Here is a 19166-nt window from a genome sequence, read left to right on the forward strand (position 1 = left end):
GCTATCTTTCATTCATCATCGAAATCTAAAGGTTTGAAATCCTGCGAATAGACGAGCTTGCGTGAGATAATCAAATCATACAGAGGGAGTTCAATGCCGTGATGGTAACTAGATCCCTTCAATTTTACTTACTGTTTCATTAGTAGTAAGGGACTATGTTGATTAATATACAGGAACTCATCTCCAGGAATCTTTCTGTGGATGCATAAGCCTATATCTTTATCTGTAATGAGATCAAAACACAGGAAATAAAAATTCATATTCATCCACCCAGTCCAATATGAGATGACATGCTGAAAGTCTGAGCAGTCACGTCTTTTATGGTGAGAACGTAATTAAGAAATAGCAAGAATGAACCTTCGACTAGGCACGTGCATAGGATGAAAAGTAATGATTTTGATTATGATTTGCGGAGGTCTTATTAATGAGTTTTCAATATCCAGCAACTCAACAACAAGTTCTGTATCAAGCCGACCCTAACGAAGTAACCACATTAAAATCAGTTCGAGATTGTGTACATCAGATTTGCAGCACGCATGTGAATAGATTAGTTCGTGTTCATACCTTAGACGGTCATACGTACGAAGGTGTTATTGTAAAATGTGCAAGTGGACATGTTTATTTAAGAGTTTCAAATCCACATGGATATCGTGCCTTTTTGGGGCCCGGTTTTGGTCCTAGTTTTGCTCCTGGTTTTGGTCCTGGTTTTGGTCCTGGTTTTGGCCCTGGTTTTGGCCCTGGTTTTGGCCCTGGTTTTGGCCCTGGTTTTGGCCCTGGTTTTGGCCCTGGTTTTGGTCCTGGTTTTGGTCCTGGCTTTAGTCCTCCATTTTATGGACCTAGTGATGAGGCGATTCTTGTATTAGTATTATTCGAATTACTTGTCATTACTTTATTGTATATTTAAAAGTATCTCTTGGTTCTTGTAGAGTTACACTTAATAGCTGACCTTCAGTTGGACGGGTAACGGTTTCAGGGTGGATTGGTATATCATCGTTCCCCCTGACTGCCCCCAATTCCTAAGCAGCCTATCTATATCTTGTGAAGATTCGATTTAGAGCCTACTAATGAAAGGGCTACTATCTCTTTTCAGCCCCTATTCCCGACAAAAACCATTGTCAGTAAAGGAGCACCCTGTCTGTGAGACAGGTGTCAAAACCCCTTTCAAGTTAAGCGACCAGTCGTCGGTCTTATCTGATCTTAGGGGCTGAGCTTCAACAACTCCTTTCTAAAGAAAAAGACTCAGAATCAAGTCTCCATGTTTTTCAGAAAGCAGTACAGAAGTTCATGGAACCGAACATACATGATTCCAATGTCTCAGCCAGTAAACTCAAGGGTTTGCTGGCTTTTTTTGAAAATATAAAGGCAAATATAAGTTTTGAAATATTTCTGAAAACAAAAGAAAGTGGACAGCTGATTCAACTAACGTTATCCGTTAGCGCAACGCAGTTATTATAAGCAATGTCTAACACATTGCATTATTGTATCAAGTGCAACTTTTTGTATGTGTATCATGGTTTACAAAAAATTACAACGAATACAAAGAGGAATTATTCCCCTTACATGGAAAGGTTAATTGAGTGAACAACGGACATATTCGAGTCCGGATTAAAGGAGGAACATTATGCCCATCCATCCCTACGGATTGCTCAAATGCAAAGTACGCGATCGGCGTCTCGGCACAAACGAGAACCCGCATTACCAGGTGCACGCTAGCGCAAATAACGAACACTTCCGCATAGCGATCAATGTCAAGTCGCAGCTGAGCCCATCCGAGCTGTTGTACTGTACGATTGAACATTTTCAGCATGTCACGACGGTCGAATTGTCTGCTATGCCATTTGGTTTTTCGCCGCTGGCAAGTAAGCCTGACGGGCAAGCACTAGATTATATTCGTAGCAATCTGTTCGATCGCCGCAACATGTTACCGCTTGCCTTCAACATACCGGGAAGAGATAACGATCTGAATGAGAAGCTTGACTTCTACATCAGACGCGCGATGGAAACAGATGATGCCGTTCTGTATGCATTCGGTGAAAGATGGGGTCCTGAACACGGCAAGGCGGACAAAATTTTTGGATTCGAACCCGGCAACGGCATTCACGATATTCATATGAATCAAGGTAACAGCGGCACATTTAAGAAAGACGACGGTGTCTATCAGGACGGGGGGCTGCTAATTCACTTCCCGTCTGAAGAAAGGTGGATCGCCGTATTCCTCGCTTTTCAGTCCCAGTCATGGCACACCGACGATAATTCGGGACACGTAATCACTGGCCACGCGAATGAACCAGTACCTGATACCGATGCAACGCCGATTCAGGTGGAAAGCGGCGACATTCGAATCGCAGGGGTCGTCGTGCTGACTGAAGACGGCAGCAGCGAAACGGTCACACTGCTGAATGCTTCGAATCGGGCCGTAGACTTGACAGGTTGGGGCATCGTAAACAAGGCTAAACAAAAGTACAAGATTCATGGCATCATCGAATCCGGACAGTTTATGTCTATCCCAATAACTGAACCTGCATTCTTCCGAGACAAGGGTGATATTATTACTCTACTCGACCGTAATGGCCTAAAAATCGCCGGAGTCTCATATACGAAGCAACAAGTGAAACCAGGCTGGACGATACTCTTTTGATTTCATGCAAATAAAGAACCGGCTCCCAATTAATAGTTTGGAAGACGGCTTTTTATTCCTTTTTGGATTTTTTGTTATAGAAGTTTCATTGCTTCCAGCATGACAGTAATCAAAAGGAGCTGCTTCATTGCAGCTCCTGAACTATAGTTATTCGTTAGCTCAATGACATATTCATTGGAACCTTCGTAGCCATATTAAGAGGGGCAGTAAAAATAAGATTGCTATAACTACCAAAAGCAACATCAACGAACTCGTTCACTACCCCACACGAAAACACTATTTCTTTCAATTATTTGTGTATTGATTTTCACAATATTCTGCTTGTCATCGCTGGGGCTCATGCGTTTAATAAGAAGCTTAATGGCTTCCTTACCTAGCTCGTCTGTCGGTTGCCTTACTGTTGTAAGAGCAACGGGGAGCAACATAGCCAATTGAATATCTGCAAAGCCAACAATCGATAGTTGATCCGGAACATCAATATTTTGCCTCAAGGCTGAATATAGAACTGAGGCTGCCAAGTAATCGTTTCCGCACATGATGGCAGTTATAGCCAGATTTTCTCGTACAAATTGATCAAGGTCCGGATCATCGTCCGAAAAATTATTACAATCTTTTATTTTTTTTATTATATGGATGTATTGACTTTTAACCGGGATCCCATTGTCAGCCAATGATTTAAAATAACCCTGATGCTGCTCTTCACTGCTGCTAATCGGTGTGATCATGTTCGTTATTAAGCCGATTTCCCTGTGTCCTTTATTAATCAAATGTTGTACCATTTGATATGTTCCTTGATAATAATCGTAGTAAATGCAATCCATAAGAGCATCTTGGAAATATCGATCAATAATGACGGTGGGGTATTTCTCTGCCTTCAACTTCAAAACTTGTTCACTGCAATAATCGCGGGCTCGCGGAAATAAAATTATACCCTTCATTTGTTCGTCAACAAGCTGACGAAGACAGGAATCCTCATCTTCTAGTCCTCTGCTTATTTTTATTACGAGATTGAAATCATGCTCTCTTGCCTCTGATTCAATCGAGAATATGATTTGGGACGTATAAGAATCCACATTGGATACTACCATTCCTATGCTTTTGCTTCTCATCCTACTAGATGTTAATTGATTTTTAGTGACGTCGCTTAGAAATGTACCTCTTCGAGGCATACGGTAAACGATTCCCTGATTGGCCAGATGATCAAGTGCCATTTTGGCGGTCATTCGACTGACATTATATATTTTTGCCAATTCCCCCTCAGAAGGGATGGGATCATGTGCTTTTATTTTTCGGCGTCTTATGATTCCCTCAACTTCAGTTGCTATTTGTAGATACATATTCTGACTCTTTTTTTGCATCAGTGTTACTCCTCGAATTAATTCGTTCAAGCTTCCTCAAACTAATGCGGTTTCATCTGTCCGTCCGACTGGAAGACGCCTGAAGGGTCAGAAGGTGTTACACACTGACAGACTTACTTCCTGTCAATTTAATGAAAATCAATAAAGATATAATCGTTGTGATCGTTAGGATACTGGATATCGCTGCAGTGATTCCGTAACTTGCTTTGATTACCTCCGCATATATGGCAACGGACAACGTTTTGGTGCTGCCGGTATAAAGGATAATTGACGCGCTTAATTCATTAATGACACTTATCCAATTCATGATCGCCCCAGCAAGCACACCCGGCAGCATCATGACCGCCGTAATCTTAAAGAAGGTTTTCACGGGGGAACATCCCAAGCTGATGGATGCGTCTTCAATGGTGGGACTGATCTGGTACAGAATGGCTGCGCTGCGCCAGCCTCAATCGAGTTAAACCCGCAATCATTCTCAGCAAAGTCGTTTTACCGCAACCTCCTTTGCTATACAAGCCTGTAACACATGTGTCACAGGCCTCCATAGCAAATTTAGTTCCCTTCTTGGTGAAGTTCTGGCTTACTCAAAGTTGCTTGTTCTTGAATTCTGTAACCTGCTTTAATCCTGCTGGCGCAGGAACTTCAGCCCTTGAAGTGCGCAGCAAGCCGGTTGATGATTGGAAGGATCAAGAACTTAACCCCGTTTTGGCTTCAAATTCATCTTCTTCATTTCTTTTCAGCCAAGTAATCATTATGTATTATATATCTATCTTATTGAATTAAAACTAGGTGAACAATCCGAAAATATCGTACAAATATCCATAAAAATGAACTCATATCAAAACAGACAGCAACCGCAAAGGTTACTACCTGCTTGTGCTGTCTGCATCCTCTAATCAAACTGCGATTTTCCACGCGATTGCGATCAAAACCAAACCTTCAGAGATTCACGATAAGCGTCATCTCCCCCTGATTGAAAGGCTTAAGTACTTTTGATTGCATTGCATTTCACATTAGTAGATCAGCGAAATCTTGGATACTGAAAAAAGCATCATTTCCTTTGATAATTGGCTTTCGTAGTTCTTAAAAAAAATATACTTTTCATCATGATCTAGATTTTTTGAATTTGTTTATAGGAAATTAAAAACTCTTCTCTGACAGTTACGTCAAGGAAGAGTTTTTAGGTTTGTTTTATTGCAAGATCGCTTTGGCTACAATTGCAAGGTCTTCAATGCCAATCTTCCCGTCTTTATTGACATCCGCCTTCGCATTCCAACCCGCCTGATCTGGTTGTTTGCCGTAAGCCCCAGCAACGATAGCCAAGTCTCCAATCGTGACACCGCCTTGTCCATTGACATCTGCGGTTATTCTCATGGTTTCAAACACTTGAATTGCTGCTTCCAATACAGCTTTCGCACTGTCCACCTGCTGCTGAGCGGCATTCGGATCGTTCGCTGTCGCGCTGGCCGTATCGATTACCGACTGCAATTGCGCTTTCGCCCCAATTGCATACAGGCCATCTTCGTTTCCTTCCACTGCAGCATTGTGCTTGGCCTGAGCGCTTGCGATCAACGCATTCAAGAGAGACTTATCTACAGGTTTAATAATTTGTAGTTCACGAGAAGCTCCGTTAACTTGCAGCTCATTCCCCTGTCCGTTAGCAATCACTACATTGTCTACAGAAATTGTCGTCGAATAAGTTGTTTGAGTAACAGATTTGGCCGTGAATTTGAATGTAAGCAAATCGCCTTGGGCAGGCACGTTCGCGCCCACGCTGGCAGCCATGATCCGGATTTGTCCCGGCGCTGTCTCCTTTCGATCGATGACTTGGAAGCCGTCCTTCAGCGATGTAATTGAATCGAGCTGCAAATTCACCGGATCATAGTGAAGCGTCAAATCTTGGGCATACACCGATTGGTATACGCTTTGCGTAACGCCGGTCAATCCCATCGTCAGGTTGAATGTTTGACCTGCGGCTACCTGCTGTAAACCTGTCAATGTAGTCTCAGGCACGATTGGCGCCGGCAGCACGCTCACACTGATGCTCGTTGTCAATGCTACGTTGTTCGGATTTGCCACACCTGCCGGCAGGGTTACCGTTCCATTTACCGTGAAGGTCTGCGCCGTCTTTAGGGCTGGATCATAGCCTGCAGCATCTACATTCCATGTCACATCGGCATTCTTGCTTCCCGCATCGGTAACCAGTTCCACGTTGGAAGGCAAGCCAAGGGCTGCTTCCGTCTTTGCCGTTCCGTTTGCCACTCCTGTGACGTGAGCTGGCGCTGTTATGCTCATTAGCGTCAGTCCTTGCCCCGGGGGTGCTGTATCAATCAATGCTGCAATCTCACTGGCATTCAAGGCTCTATTGAATATTTTCAACTCATCCAAACTGCCTTTGAAATATGAAGTTTTTGTACCGGTTCCAGGTTGTACTTCAACTCCGACGTATGTCATCGGGCCATTCATTTTATTTGGGTTTGTTTCTTTCAATATACCATTTACGTAAAGTGAGGTTCCGTTATTTGTCCCAACAAAAGCCAAATGAGTCCATTGATTTGAAGGAATACTATAATTGAAAACATAATCTTTTAAACCAAATATGGAAAACCCTACTTTACCCGTTTTATTCCACTGATTGATCTTAATAGCTGATGTTTGCCCGCTAATAAGCGCCTCATTCCTGGTGGTACTAGATTGCCCATTAACCCAAACGCCTACAGTCCAGTCACCTGTTATCTCTTGGCCTCCTAAATTCATATAACCAGTGCTTCCATTAAAATTAACCGCTTTTCCAAATTTACCCGTTGTCCATGTTGCGCCGCCGACTAATGTTCCATTTTTATAACCCGAGGTATCTGCTACCGTGGTTCCTGTTCCTTCATCCATCTTCCATTCTGAATTTATTGGCACTACAGGAGGCACCCATACAATGGGGTCGGCGAAATACTTGATTCCCTTATTTTGCATCCTTACAGCTTGATCAATAAGTCTTCCTTTAAAATCGTCCCAGTTTCTATCGCTCTTCGATGTCCAGCCAACCTCTGCATTCGCTATTAATCGCGGATATATCAGGTAATCCATATTATCTTGAGTAACAACGGTTTCTGTCCATAATGTGCTTTCCGTTCCATAAATATTTGCTCCAGAAATACAATCTGTCGGGTCCCAAGTATAAGCTTTATTCGTATTGATGAATCCTCTCCAGCTTAAACCTAATGGAGAATCATTGTAGTATTTCTGATCTATATAAGCATTTGCCGGAGATACGATGATCTTCATACCTTTTGCCTTTGCTGAAGTTCCTGTTGTAGCGGTACAATGCCAGTTTTGCAGAATGGAATCACTTGCTGTACCGCTTGAAGTATCGGATGGATCCCATCCAACAACCTTCTTGCCATATTGATTAACAATATTTGTAACTCTTCCTATAAAATAATCGTAATCGGAGGCAGTTGTTGAGTTAGATTCATCACCGCCGATATGAATATAGGGGGAAGGTGAAATAGTTGCAACTTCTCTTATTACATCCTCAACAAAAGCATAGGTAACCTCGGATTGGGCCATCAGAGTACTATAACCTACTTGTATATCCGTACGCATAGGTTTTCTTTGTCCATCAGGATTTAATTCTCCGTACGAAGCTAAAGCCGCATTCGTATGCCCAGGCATATCAATTTCTGGAATCACTTCGATATATCGTTCTGCTGCATAATTGACTATATCCTTAAACTGGTCCTGTGTATAATATCCCCCGGCGCCGCCGCCAACCTGTGTCGTACTTCCGATTAGGGTTAGATCAGGTCTGGATTTAATTTCAATACGCCATCCTTGATCATCAGTTAAGTGTAAATGAATCTTGTTTATCTTATACTGAGATGCGAGGTCAATCTGACGTTTTATTTGATCTACTGGAAAAAAGTGTCTTGCCACATCAATCATGAGTCCTCGATAACTATATGTAGGCTTGTCGCTTATAGTTGAAGAAGGTATAACCCATTGTACGCCAGAAGAAACTGCGCTCTTTTCAATATCTGCCGGCAAGAGCTGTATTAATGTTTGATTACCTCTAAAAATACCTTCCGGTTTATAAGCCGTAAGTGTAACTTTATCAGTCGTTGCATTTAAATCATAGCCCTCGTTGCCTTGACTCGAAGTTCCTCCCATTGTAGTCAGATAAATATTTCCGGCTTGCGGTTTATCTGATTTTATAACGCTGATATTAAATCCTGTCGGAACATTCAGCTTATTGGCAAGTATTTGTCCAATCTTGTAAATTTCATCTGTTTCTTCAGCAGTATTGCCAGCCACATAGATTGAAGTGCTCTGTGTTATAACAAACTCCCCAGTTCCTATTGTATAACTTACGGGCTTAGGCAATATTGCAGGCGTATTTGTTGCAGCTTTAGCTGTATCAGGTATTCCTATCACAAAATTAAGTAATAAACTAAAAACTAAAGCCATCGAAAACGTTTTGTTTGGATTTACTTTTTTCACATTACTTCCTCCTTTATGACAAAATGCGCAAAAAAAAAAAGTGATTCATCTCCCGCCGTGAATTCGGCGGGAGATTGTGAAAGGCTCTTTAAGGCAATAATGCCGTTGCGTTTCGCAGCAGGTAGCCGGCAGCTTCATGCGTAATGTGCTTATCGCTTTGTGCCTGGTTGTTTTTATAGCAAAATCGCTTTGGCTACGATTGCAAGGTCTGTAATATCAACCTTTCCGTCTTTATTAACATCCGCCTTCTCATTCCAACCCGTCTGACCTTCTTGTGTGCCATAAGCTCCTGCAACAATAGCCAAGTCTCCAATCGTGACACCGCCTCCATTGATATCTGCGGATATTCGATTGGAATCAAACACTTGAATTGCTGCTTCCAATGCGGCTTTCGCACTATCCACCTGCTGCTGAGCGGCATTCGGATCGTTTGCGGTCGCTCTGGCCGTATCGATTGCCGACTGCAATTGCGCTTTCGCTCCAATTGCATACAAACCGTCTTCGTTTCCTTCCACTGCAGTATTGTGCTTGGCCTGAGCGCTTGCGATCAACGCATTCAAGAGCGACTTATCTACAGGTTTAATGATTTGTAGTTCACGAGAGACTCCGTTAATTTGCAGCTCATTCCCCTGTCCGTTAGCAATTACAACATTGTCTACAGAAATGGTCGTCGAATAAGTTGCTTGAGTAACGGATTTGGCCGTGAATTTGAATGTAAGCAAATCGCCTTGGGCAGGCACGTTCGCGCCCACGCTGGCAGCCAAAATCCGGATTTGCCCCGGCGCTGTCTCCTTTCGATCGATGACTTGGAAGCCGTCCTTCAGCGATGTAATCGAATCGAGCTGCAAATTCACCGGGTCATAGTGAAGCGTCAAATCTTGGGCATACACCGATTGGTATACGCTTTGCGTGACTCCGGTCAATCCCATCGTAAGGTTGAATGTTTGGCCGGCGCTCACCTTTTCTGGCCCGGCTATAACAACTTGCGGCACTTCCGCCGGACCCTGATCACCTGGCCATTCCAAAACAGCCAAAACCGGTCTGTGATCGGAAGCCACATCTTCGTGGATCGCTGTTGCACTGGCTACTCGCCACTGATAGTTCTCGCCATACATCACATAGTCAATTTTCTTGCCATCTTCGCTTGTCGAATCGGTAATTCCAGACGTTGCATCTGTCCACTTGTTCGTCAAAATCCTTATCGCATTCGTGCCTGGGATTGCATTAAAGTCGCCGGCTAATATAGACGGATATGTGGCGCCATAAAGCTCTACAATTTTATTGGCTTGAGCCTCAGTGATGCTTGGTGAAGAATATTCAAGGTGTGTATTTAAAAATGTAAATATAGGGAGGCCATTCTGAGGCGCGATCTTGGCCGCTAATACAACCCGCTGCTCACCGCCGCCGGGCAAGAAATATTTCTCCGAAGAGATAATCGGATGTCGGGAAAGGATCGCCGTCCCGTATTCTCCTCCGGAAAGATTGATTGCTTTTCCGAAGCCGACGTTCATGCCCGTCAATTCGCCCAGTTTCTTCGCCTGGTCTACTGTTCCGCTTCTCGGTACGTTTACATCAACTTCTTGAAGTGCAACGATATCGGGATTCGCACTTTTAATTACATCCGCGATACGACCTAAATTCAGAACACCATCGGTACCGGCACCATGATGAATGTTATAAGTAAGGACCCTTACCTTTGGAATGGAATCCGCCTCTACGGTAACGATACATTCTGCCGCAAAACCGCCTTCAGCCGTAGTCACCGTTATTTTTGCACTGCCGGCATTTTTAGCGGTTACTATTGCTTTGCCGCCGTACAGCTCTGCTTTCGCTACATTCTCGTCACTGCTTTTCAATGAAATGTTCTTATTCGTGGCATACGACGGCAGCACGGTAGCTGCAAGCTCTGCCGTATCTCCGGCTTTCAGCGTTAATGTCGGCTTATCGAGCTGCACGCCGGTTACTGGCACTGCCCCATCCGGCAAGTTGCTGCGGTCGAACTCATTCATCAATTGCATTACTTGAGCTTGCGTCAACGCGCCGCTAAATACGCTAATTTCGTCCAGTAGTCCATTGTAAGCTTCTCCGCCGGATTCACTGGCTCCAAGCACGATTTTATTCGTTACAGTCGGAAGCGCTCCGAGATTCGTTGCGCTGCTTGCCACTAAGTTACCGTCGACATAGACCTTCAGCCCCGTTGTCTGATCATAGGAAGCCACATAATGATGCCAGTTGTTATCGTTATAGATCCATGGAAACGTCAGCGCCTTATAACCGGATAAACCATTGATCCAATAAGCCGCACGAGCCTGACCGGATGTCAACTGAAGGGCAGTAAAACGCTTATCTTGACGGAAAATGCTCACGGTGCCGTTGGCAGACTGAGAAGTCTTGAACCACATCGATACGGTCTCGTCACCCGATTTATTCAAAGTAGCCGAAGAGTTGATCTCGACTCTTGAACCGCCGGTGAAAGAAAGCGCTCCGCCAAACTTGCCTGCCCAAGCAGGGTTGTTAACCAGCGTTCCGGTGTTGCCGTTGCCTGAAGAATCGGCCGCAGTTGTACCAGAGCCTTCATCTAACTTCCAATGGGCTACTCGTTCGGCTTGATTTTCAGCCGCTGTTGCCAAGCTGTCTGTAGAGCCAAGGCCCAGAATGCCTGATAGGACTGCAACTACGAGAGTTAGTGATAGGAATGACTTCTTTAACCATTTTCGAAATAACATTACTTGCCTCCCATGATTTTTTTTGCAACCATTAAACGTTGAATCTTTCCTTGAGAAGAAACTGGTTCGAATTTTTAATCAGTCAAATTCTTGCTTGCCATTCTTTTTCAAAGCACTTTCTCCCTCCCTCGCGATAAAGTTTTTGATCTAGCAAGCATTTGATTACCCCTACTCTTGCTACAAATATTTCCATCCGAAATAACCTTATCTAAAGTCACTGACACATTCAACGGCTCTTCTTTTAAATTTATATGAAGAAAATGATTAGATCCCTATCAATAATCACCGCTAACCTTGGTATCTGTAATCAGCCAAATCAAAAAGGGGGGGTACTAGGGATCCCCCCCTCATTAGCTCAATTAATGAAATGTACATTAGAACATTCGGTTTGATTTTATTGCTTTTTTTACTCGGTTTTATGTTTTATTCACCGCTGATATTGATTGCAATATTGTTATACTTTTTTACTTTCATTTATTATGAGTCATCAAAAATGACTGCTAAGATACTCGGTCTCCCAGGAGACACAAGAAAATATCTTGCTGAGCCTATAATCGAAATTTATATAGGTGGAAAAGCAAAGAAAAATGCAAGAGAATTTGCTTTTTTAGCTATTAATTTTGCTCTAGCTGGAGTAAATAGAAATAACACTATCATCTTTTACACGTGGCATATTTCTGATATCCAGGCTCATAGATTTTTCGGGAATTCAGTAATTACGAAGAAGAGGAGTAAGATATTAGTTAATAACATTAACTAATATCTGCTTTTTGTATAAAGTTATTATGAATTCTTCTTGGAGGTTACCATTTCAGCGAGACGGGGAAGCGGAAATAAACATCTACCTACAGCAACCGGTGCATGCTTCGCCACAGTTTTTCGTTTTCGGCTGCATCGGTCCACAGCTCGAAATGAGGATCCATGACCTCCTGCCAGTTCCCAGGCGTGTTAGTGCTCGACAGCTTGCCTGTGCGCTTCATTTCTCCAACTGCAGCAGGATGCTCGCGATAAGAGAATAAGAACGTACCGTGAGCACCGATGATGTAAGTCTTGTTGAAGCTCTCTGGCCGCTCTTCCTGCAATTGATAGTGATAATATATATAACTTGCTGCCATGTCCGGCTTTAATCTTGCGATACATCCAATTCGATCGTCTACTTGCCGGCTTCCACGCCACGATTCCGGGTCTGTCGGCACACCGTCGTGAAAAATGTCCAGCATGGGAATTGACAGTCGACTTCCCTGCTCTCCAGGCCAAGCTTCCAGCCAATCCGCATAGGTAATTGGCCAGTCCCAGTTATGACCACCTGTATATGTCTCCATATACAGGCATAGATAACGACCGCTCAAGAACAAAGAGACGGAGAGTACATTTTCATTTTGCAAATAGCCTCTCAAGTACTCATGATCTTGACGGACTGCTGTGCGAAAGATTTCTTCCATTCCAACTTTCAACTGAGAAAAGTAAAGATGTCTCTGCAATTGCAGTCTCCTTTCGCAAATCTAGATTATTGCTTTCTGCCCTCAAGAAGGACGTCTTTTTCGTGATCTGCCCAAGGCATATCATAGGATGGGGCATTTACATAACGGTTCATTGTCAAAAGCAATAAAGCACCAGTCCCTGCAGGAAGATCGACTTGCAGCCATTTATGGTTAACTGCGGTCATCTCCATGCTTGCATTTAACGCTTCTACGAAGTAAACCTCTTTAAATTGATGTTCCCCGAATGTCCCTGCCTGAATGATGACAGAGCGGTTGTCGAACTGACTTGTATTTACGAGTTCAAGCGTTACAGATTGTGCAGTTAGATCTGTAACCAGCGCAGCGATAGATTCAGGCAGACCTGGACGTTTCGCATCCGCATCATAGTATCTCACTCTTGCATGCTGCAAGCCGCCGTGCGAAATATGCATAGGACCGCCTAACGTCAACTGGACGAGACTTTCCATGTAGATCGGGCACATTTCTTGCCATATGTGAATGCTGGAAAAATCATCATCGCTGAATTGGTTCGCCCAGTTATACGGATCGCCCGCTTCAGAACGCATTTTGTTCAACTGCTGCGCGACCAATTGGGCGTTCGCATCGAGGATCGTCTGCGGATAATCTGGATTAAGCCCGCGAATAAATTGGAACCAAGGCTGTGTATTACCGATATAATGCTTCGTATTTCTTTTCGTTTTCTTGTCTGTGCCTGAGAGCTTCGGAATGATAACCTGATTCCAGTCATGATCTTTCGGAATTCGGTCAATACGTTCCAAATCTTCGTCTGCCATCGACATCGTCCACAAATAGACCGGGTATTGCGGAGCCGCTATGCGGTAATCCGTCCATCCAGCGTCAAAACGCTTATACGGAACGCGCAGCTCGCCGTCTTGCTCCTCGCGCAGCGCCCAGTTCTCATCCAATTGTTGACGCGCCAAATCAAGCATCTTCATATCGCCAGTGAGCAGGACAGCATTCATGCAAGCATTGGTTAATGGCTCAATGATCGTCATGAACCCATGCGGCCAGCGCCAGCCGTAATAGCCGCCCCACCATTTGCCGTCATTATACTCGCCGATTTCGCCGGACAAACCGACATTATCCGGAATGATGCCGCCGTTTTGACGCGTTCTTTCCACCCAGGCAGCTAAATAATCCAACACCCAAGTGCGATATTTCTCATCCTGCGTATGAAGGAATGCATTGGTCACCAGCCCCGTCGCATTGAGGTTCAACGGCACGTCACCGCGCGTCATGCGTTCATTCATCATGCGAATAATATTCGCATACACCTCATCGTTCGACCATGCACACTTGCCGCTAGCAAAATCCACGCCCGGAATATCTTCATACGGCGCCAAATAATCATCCAAAATGCCGCGGTGCGTGCTCCAATCTTCTTCCGTCAGCTCGAAGCGCGGCCCCATACTCCCTGAAATCGCCGAGCGAATCAGCTTGCGCTCTGCATCGTAATTAAGCGCTTCTGTGTCTTCACCGGTGTACATACCAGCGAAACGCACTGCACGTTGGCGATCCTTTAACGTAACCGGGCCTGCAAGACCTAGGAAGTACGTGAACAAATAGCCCTCACCGTGATGCATCCAATCATAATAAGCATCAAACTCGCGGTGAATTTGCCCGTACTCCGTCCACTGCCACGTAATCCCTTCCCAGATTTTACGTGCAAGTCCATGCAGCTCGCTGCTTCCGCCAAGCATATAGAGAAGCGCGAGATTCATGAATCCTTCATACGGATCGTCCGAGCCATCCATCCCTGGCCAATCTTCACGCCAGATTAATGTACCGTCCGGCCGCGTATAGCGTTCAACAAACTCAAAAGCCGCTTTATTCAATTGATCAATAAGCAGTCGTTCCGTTAGTGCCCATTGTGGCGGAACTACCTGACGCTTAGCGGCAATCCGAGGAATCGCATGTTCCGAATTAGGCGTTGACACAGTTATCACTCCCTGATCTTAAAACTTGTTCAGAAGGAGTGCCTTTATCCGCAACCATTGTGTTAGTCAAGGCGCCCAGCTTCTCGATCTGGATCGTGACTTGATCTCCGTCTTTTAAATACACTTGCTTCTCAAGTGGGTATCCGAGTACAACACCTTCCGGGGTCCCTGTGAAAATGATATCGCCAGGCTCAAGTGTCATGTGTTGAGAAATATAGCTGACAATCTCATCGCAATAGAAAATCATATCAGACGTATTCGAGCTCTGACGAACCTCGCCGTTCACCATGCACCTAATATCGAGCTTGTTCGGATCGCCTACTTCGTCCGCAGTTACTAGGTATGGTCCAAGCGGAGAAAACTTGTCGCAGATTTTGCCCAGCATCCATTGCTGCGTACGCAATTGCAAGTCACGTGCGGATAAGTCGTTCACGTTGCAATAGCCGAATACATGGGACAGCGCGTCTTCACGGCTTACATACTTCGCTGTTTTGCCGATAACGATCACTAATTCCGCCTCGTAATCCACCTTTTGCGAAACCGCTGGAAGCGGAATTTGTTCACCTTGACTTGCCAATGTATTGTTGAATTTATTAAATAGAATCGGAAATTCCGGAATCGCAGCATTCGTTTCTTCCGCATGCTTGCGGTAATTTAAGCCGACGCAAATCATTTTGTTCGGGTTTGTCACGCAAGGCCCTAATTCCAGAGCGGCTTCATCTAATACATACGCTTCCTTGTTATCTACTAAACTCATGACAGATTCCGCATACGCGCGAAGTAGTTCCACTGCCTCGCTGCCGCCTTCAATGACTTCGTGAATCGTAGCAGGCAGCGTTTTATTCGAAGGCACAGACTGTAAGGCTGCTTGGACATCCAAAACGCTTTGCTCCAATTTAATTCCAAGGCGGTATTCGCCGTTTTGAACAAAAGTAAGCAGTTTCATTGCAATAATCCCCCCCAATATGTTCTAAACATGCTTGACTCGTTTTTATTCCCACAATCCCAAGTAGGGCAATTCCGCAATGCTGCTGACATCTATGTTTTGAGCCGTCTGCTCATCTGCTTTCAAATAAATACCCTCATCGGTTTTCACAAATATAGGTTGGTTTGGGAATAAGAAATGTTCCGGAAGCGCACGTTCTCCGCCTACCCAACCCAGATCGCGCCCAAAAACAGCTTCGTCTTTGCGGCCAATCAGCTTATACACGTCCTGAAAGTAATAATCGTTGATCGCCCAATGTTCGCCTTCTTCTACCCACATACATTGGTCACCCAACAAGACGGATATACGTGGATAAGGCTCTTTGAGCTGAGAGGCCATTTTCTCCCCTAACCCATGACGCTGATGCAGGTAATAAAAATCGTGCGTGTGCCATGCCGAGCATGGCGCAATGTCAGCTTCGTTCTGCCAGCCGGTTGCCGAAGCCATATAACCTCGAGGGGTTTGATAGTAAGCATAGGTTTCCTCGCATTTCTCTAGGAACAGCGCCAGTTCTTCGTCAGCTTGATGTTCCAGGTAACGCGCAATGCCGTGCAGAGACATGCCCATTCCTGCAATAAGCATAGGCTCTTTCAGTCGAATCCATTCTCCTCCGCGAAGCAACCATTTGCGATTAAAACGCGTCTGTCCCTTCGTATCTACCCAGGCGGATCGGGCCAAGTGACGACACAGACCGCCTGCGTGCTGCAAATAGTGAGGCTCGCCGAACATTTCATAAGCCTGAACCAACGGCGCAATCATTAATCCGTAATATTCAGCGGGCTCGACCATCGACGTGTCTCCCAAATAGCGATTGCTGGCTTCACAATCCGTATCTGGAATGCCTCTAACATGATAATTCTTAATCATAAAGTTCAAATCGTCTTGAATGCCTTCACGCCAAGGCGAATCCGGGAACAGCTGCTGATAAAGCAGCTTACCCCATAGACGGCAATATTCTTGATTACTGATATTTCTTGTTTTTTTGAACGGATAGATCTCATCACATGCCTGCAAGTTGCGAACCATCGCTTGCCGAATACTTTCCAACACATCTGCCGGCAGCCAGGAGCGACCGTGTAGCGCCGTTAGTCCCAAAGCAACGTTCGGCATCATGTTGTGAATTAACCCACGACCCAGCATCTCGCCGACCTGAAATCCGATGTGCTTGTACTGCCCATCCTCCTGGAAACATGTCGTTTGAAACTGGATCATTTGTAATACCTGATCTTCAAGCGAGGAATCTCGCTGCTCAGCGACAATTCGGCTCAAAGCCGCCATCAACGGGCTTGCCCATGTGCTGTGCCCGCTTGTAAAATCTGACCATCGGTATGGATTGGATCCCCAAACAGAATGATTATGAAAGCCGTGAATGGCTCCGTCCTCTTGTACCCAGGACATCAACCAATTGCCGAGTGCGTTAATGTTCGATTTCATGTTGCGCTTCCTCCCTACCAAAACAGCTCCGTACGTCCCCGCAGTTTGGCAATCGCTTCAGCATAGTAATAATCGCCATATATAATAGGTACATTTACGTAGGCTCTCTTCGGAAAATTAGCAGTTGCCATTGTCAAAATGCCCTCTTCGTCTTCACCCCATGAGACGTATTGCTCTGTGAGTACCAACAAAATACGCTTCGCTGCTTCACTGTATATGTACGCCTCCGACTCAGGAACAGCGCGACTGATTTCCAACAATCCAGTGGCTGCACAGGCTGCCGCTGATGTATCAAAGGCCGTTTCCGGCTCAACCGGAGCACGGAAATCCCAATAAGGCGCAGCGTCTGCCGGCATATTGGCGATATAGAAATGAGCGACACGTTTCGCTGCGTCCAAATAACGCTGATGTCCCGTATATTTGTAGCTAAGCACCATACCGTACAGTGCCCATGATGTACCGCGAGCCCAAGCCGAATCCTGCGAGTAGCCTTGTCCGCCTCTAGCCTCAATTCGCTCGCCTGTCTCAGGATCGAAGCAGACGATATGATGCGAGGAGCCGTCAGGACGGATAAACTCGCGAAGCACGGTATCTGCATGTGCCACCGCAATATGACGGAAGCGCGGATCATTGGTTGTTTCACTTGCCCAGTACAGCAGAGGCAAATTCAGTAGGCAATCGATAATTGCCCAGCCCTGTTGATTTTCACCATTCCATGCGCGAATGAATTGGCCTTTAAGATTGAAACGGCCCGCAAGATGGCTGGCCGCCATCAGCCCGCGGATTTTGGAAGCTTCCGTGCCAAGCAGCTTGTATTGCGCCACAGACGTCAAACTCCACATAAAGCCGACGTCATGATGAAGCTTTTCGTACCCTAACAGCGTTTCGTCCATCTGATTCTCAACAGATACTGCGATGTTACGAAAATCTGCATGCTCGTTTTCTTTGTATATCAGCCAAAGCAAACCTGGCCAAAATCCATTGGTCCACCAATCATTCGATTCCGAGTAATAGGTGCCATTCACGGATGCATATGGAAATGAATCTCCGATCCGTTTGCTTGTTCGTTCAACTTTCGCAACGATCTTTCCCCACACATCCTTAACCCATGCTTCATTAACGACGCCTGTTGTCATGTTCGTTTCCTCCCCCATAATCTGCTATAACAATCGCTGCCCAGGGAACAACGCAAATACTTTCTCAAGTTCCTGATCCAATAATCCTACACCGTCACAATAGTTCACATTCGCCTGCAGTGAACGGATCGAAGTCGTTCCCGTTAACGTAATCGCAATATCCGGACAAGTTAAGCTAAAGCGCATCGCAGGCTCTACAAGCCCTTTCAGCTCGGTTTTACGCAAGAATTGCAGTTGTTTCATCCTTCTGTTCGATTCTTCAAGCAAGGCATGATTTTGTTGTAAAAATGGCGCAGGTTGATCTGCTAATATGCCCATGCATAGCGGACTGCCATGAATGACGCCGATATTTTTTTCCTTGGCTAACGGCAGCAGTTCATCTTTTGCTGTATAATCAACCAACGTATACTTCGCATAGGTCTGAATCGTATCGACCAAATCCTCCTTGAGGAAAGGCATCAGAAGTTCAAGCTTCCCCGCGTTAACGCCGATGGCTCTCACCTTGCCTTGTTCCTTCAGCTTTAGAAAAGCAGGAAGCGTCTCGTTCACCGCTTGTTCGTAGCTCGTTTGCTCCAATTCATGCAGCTGAATGAGATCGATATAATCCGTCTGCAGTCTTTGTAAGCTTTCTTCTACGGATTGAATTGTGTTCTCATACGAATATGGTGTACCTCTCATCACAGCCTTCGTGGCCAAAATGACTTGATCGCGCTTCCCTTTTAGCGCCTGTCCGATTCTTCGTTCGCTCTCTCCACGACCGTACAATGGCGCTGTATCGATAAAATTGATACCCAAGTCCAGAGCGGCATCAATGACACGCGTCACTGTCTCATCGGTCGTCTCACCGAAATCCCCGCCAAGCGGAGCGCCGCCTAAACCGATTTTCGAAACTTTAAAGCCTGTTTTCCCTAGAATTGTATATTCCATTGATAGCATCATCCCTTCATGAGAGTATT

Annotated in this window: 13 protein-coding genes and 1 pseudogene; 4 read left to right on the top strand and 10 right to left on the bottom strand. The window is 45.1% G+C overall.

Annotated features, from left to right (window positions below):
- Positions 1 to 424 precede the first annotated feature (424 nt).
- The 3 genes and pseudogenes from J2Z65_RS19935 (at position 425) to J2Z65_RS35370 (ending at position 2638) form a co-directional block, all read left to right on the top strand.
- Entirely contained in the window at positions 425 to 904 is a 480-nt protein-coding gene (locus J2Z65_RS19935; RefSeq protein WP_193581080.1) for a hypothetical protein, read from the top strand.
- 717 nt (positions 905 to 1621) lie between these two features.
- Positions 1622 to 2305 (top strand): annotated as a pseudogene (locus J2Z65_RS35365) (DUF2278 family protein); the annotation flags it as partial.
- A gap of 15 nt (positions 2306 to 2320) precedes the next feature.
- On the top strand, positions 2321 to 2638 hold the full coding sequence (locus J2Z65_RS35370; protein ID WP_338111773.1) for a lamin tail domain-containing protein: 318 nt from the start codon (positions 2321 to 2323) through the stop codon (positions 2636 to 2638).
- A gap of 242 nt (positions 2639 to 2880) precedes the next feature.
- Here the strand turns inward: J2Z65_RS35370 and J2Z65_RS19945 are convergent, their stop codons facing one another.
- The 4 genes from J2Z65_RS19945 to J2Z65_RS19960 all read right to left on the bottom strand — a co-directional run bounded on the left by J2Z65_RS19945 (position 2881) and on the right by J2Z65_RS19960 (position 11216).
- Positions 2881 to 3996, bottom strand: a complete 1116-nt coding sequence (locus J2Z65_RS19945; RefSeq protein WP_167064642.1) for a substrate-binding domain-containing protein — start codon at positions 3994 to 3996, stop codon at positions 2881 to 2883.
- Between the two features lie 97 nt (positions 3997 to 4093).
- Positions 4094 to 4426, bottom strand: a complete 333-nt coding sequence (locus J2Z65_RS19950) for an ABC transporter permease subunit (RefSeq protein WP_167064778.1) — start codon at positions 4424 to 4426, stop codon at positions 4094 to 4096.
- Between the two features lie 761 nt (positions 4427 to 5187).
- Entirely contained in the window at positions 5188 to 8490 is a 3303-nt protein-coding gene (locus J2Z65_RS19955; protein ID WP_205301052.1) for a family 20 glycosylhydrolase, read from the bottom strand.
- Between the two features lie 173 nt (positions 8491 to 8663).
- Positions 8664 to 11216: a LamG-like jellyroll fold domain-containing protein gene (locus J2Z65_RS19960; protein ID WP_209856027.1), complete on the bottom strand. Its 2553-nt coding sequence runs from the start codon at positions 11214 to 11216 to the stop codon at positions 8664 to 8666.
- Between the two features lie 493 nt (positions 11217 to 11709).
- Between J2Z65_RS19960 and J2Z65_RS19965 the strand changes: the two genes are divergently transcribed.
- Positions 11710 to 11976: a hypothetical protein gene (locus J2Z65_RS19965; protein ID WP_167064648.1), complete on the top strand. Its 267-nt coding sequence runs from the start codon at positions 11710 to 11712 to the stop codon at positions 11974 to 11976.
- An 85-nt stretch (positions 11977 to 12061) separates the two neighbouring features.
- Here J2Z65_RS19965 and J2Z65_RS19970 read toward each other — a convergent pair whose 3' ends face one another.
- The 6 genes from J2Z65_RS19970 to J2Z65_RS19995 are packed head-to-tail and all read right to left on the bottom strand — an operon-like array spanning position 12062 to position 19137.
- The gene (locus J2Z65_RS19970; RefSeq protein ID WP_167064650.1) at positions 12062 to 12697 is read right to left on the bottom strand and encodes a hypothetical protein; all 636 of its coding nucleotides are present in this window, start codon (positions 12695 to 12697) and stop codon (positions 12062 to 12064) included.
- Positions 12698 to 12723: 26 nt separating this feature from the next.
- Entirely contained in the window at positions 12724 to 14655 is a 1932-nt protein-coding gene (locus J2Z65_RS19975; RefSeq protein WP_167064652.1) for a DUF8034 domain-containing protein, read from the bottom strand.
- Positions 14642 to 15601, bottom strand: a complete 960-nt coding sequence (locus J2Z65_RS19980; RefSeq protein WP_167064655.1) for a fumarylacetoacetate hydrolase family protein — start codon at positions 15599 to 15601, stop codon at positions 14642 to 14644. The genes J2Z65_RS19975 and J2Z65_RS19980 overlap by 14 nt, the downstream gene beginning before the upstream one ends.
- A 45-nt stretch (positions 15602 to 15646) precedes the next feature.
- Positions 15647 to 17074, bottom strand: a complete 1428-nt coding sequence (locus J2Z65_RS19985) for a glycoside hydrolase family protein (protein ID WP_167064658.1) — start codon at positions 17072 to 17074, stop codon at positions 15647 to 15649.
- Between the two features lie 14 nt (positions 17075 to 17088).
- Positions 17089 to 18210 carry a glycoside hydrolase family 88 protein gene (locus J2Z65_RS19990; protein ID WP_167064661.1) on the bottom strand — a complete coding sequence of 374 codons (1122 nt, stop codon included), beginning with the start codon at positions 18208 to 18210 and terminating at the stop codon, positions 17089 to 17091.
- Positions 18211 to 18234: 24 nt separating this feature from the next.
- The gene (locus J2Z65_RS19995) at positions 18235 to 19137 is read right to left on the bottom strand and encodes an aldo/keto reductase (RefSeq protein WP_167064664.1); all 903 of its coding nucleotides are present in this window, start codon (positions 19135 to 19137) and stop codon (positions 18235 to 18237) included.
- Between the last annotated feature and the right edge of the window lie 29 nt (positions 19138 to 19166).

The organism is Paenibacillus aceris (assembly GCF_017874035.1).
Lineage (GTDB): Bacteria > Bacillota > Bacilli > Paenibacillales > NBRC-103111 > Paenibacillus_E > Paenibacillus_E aceris.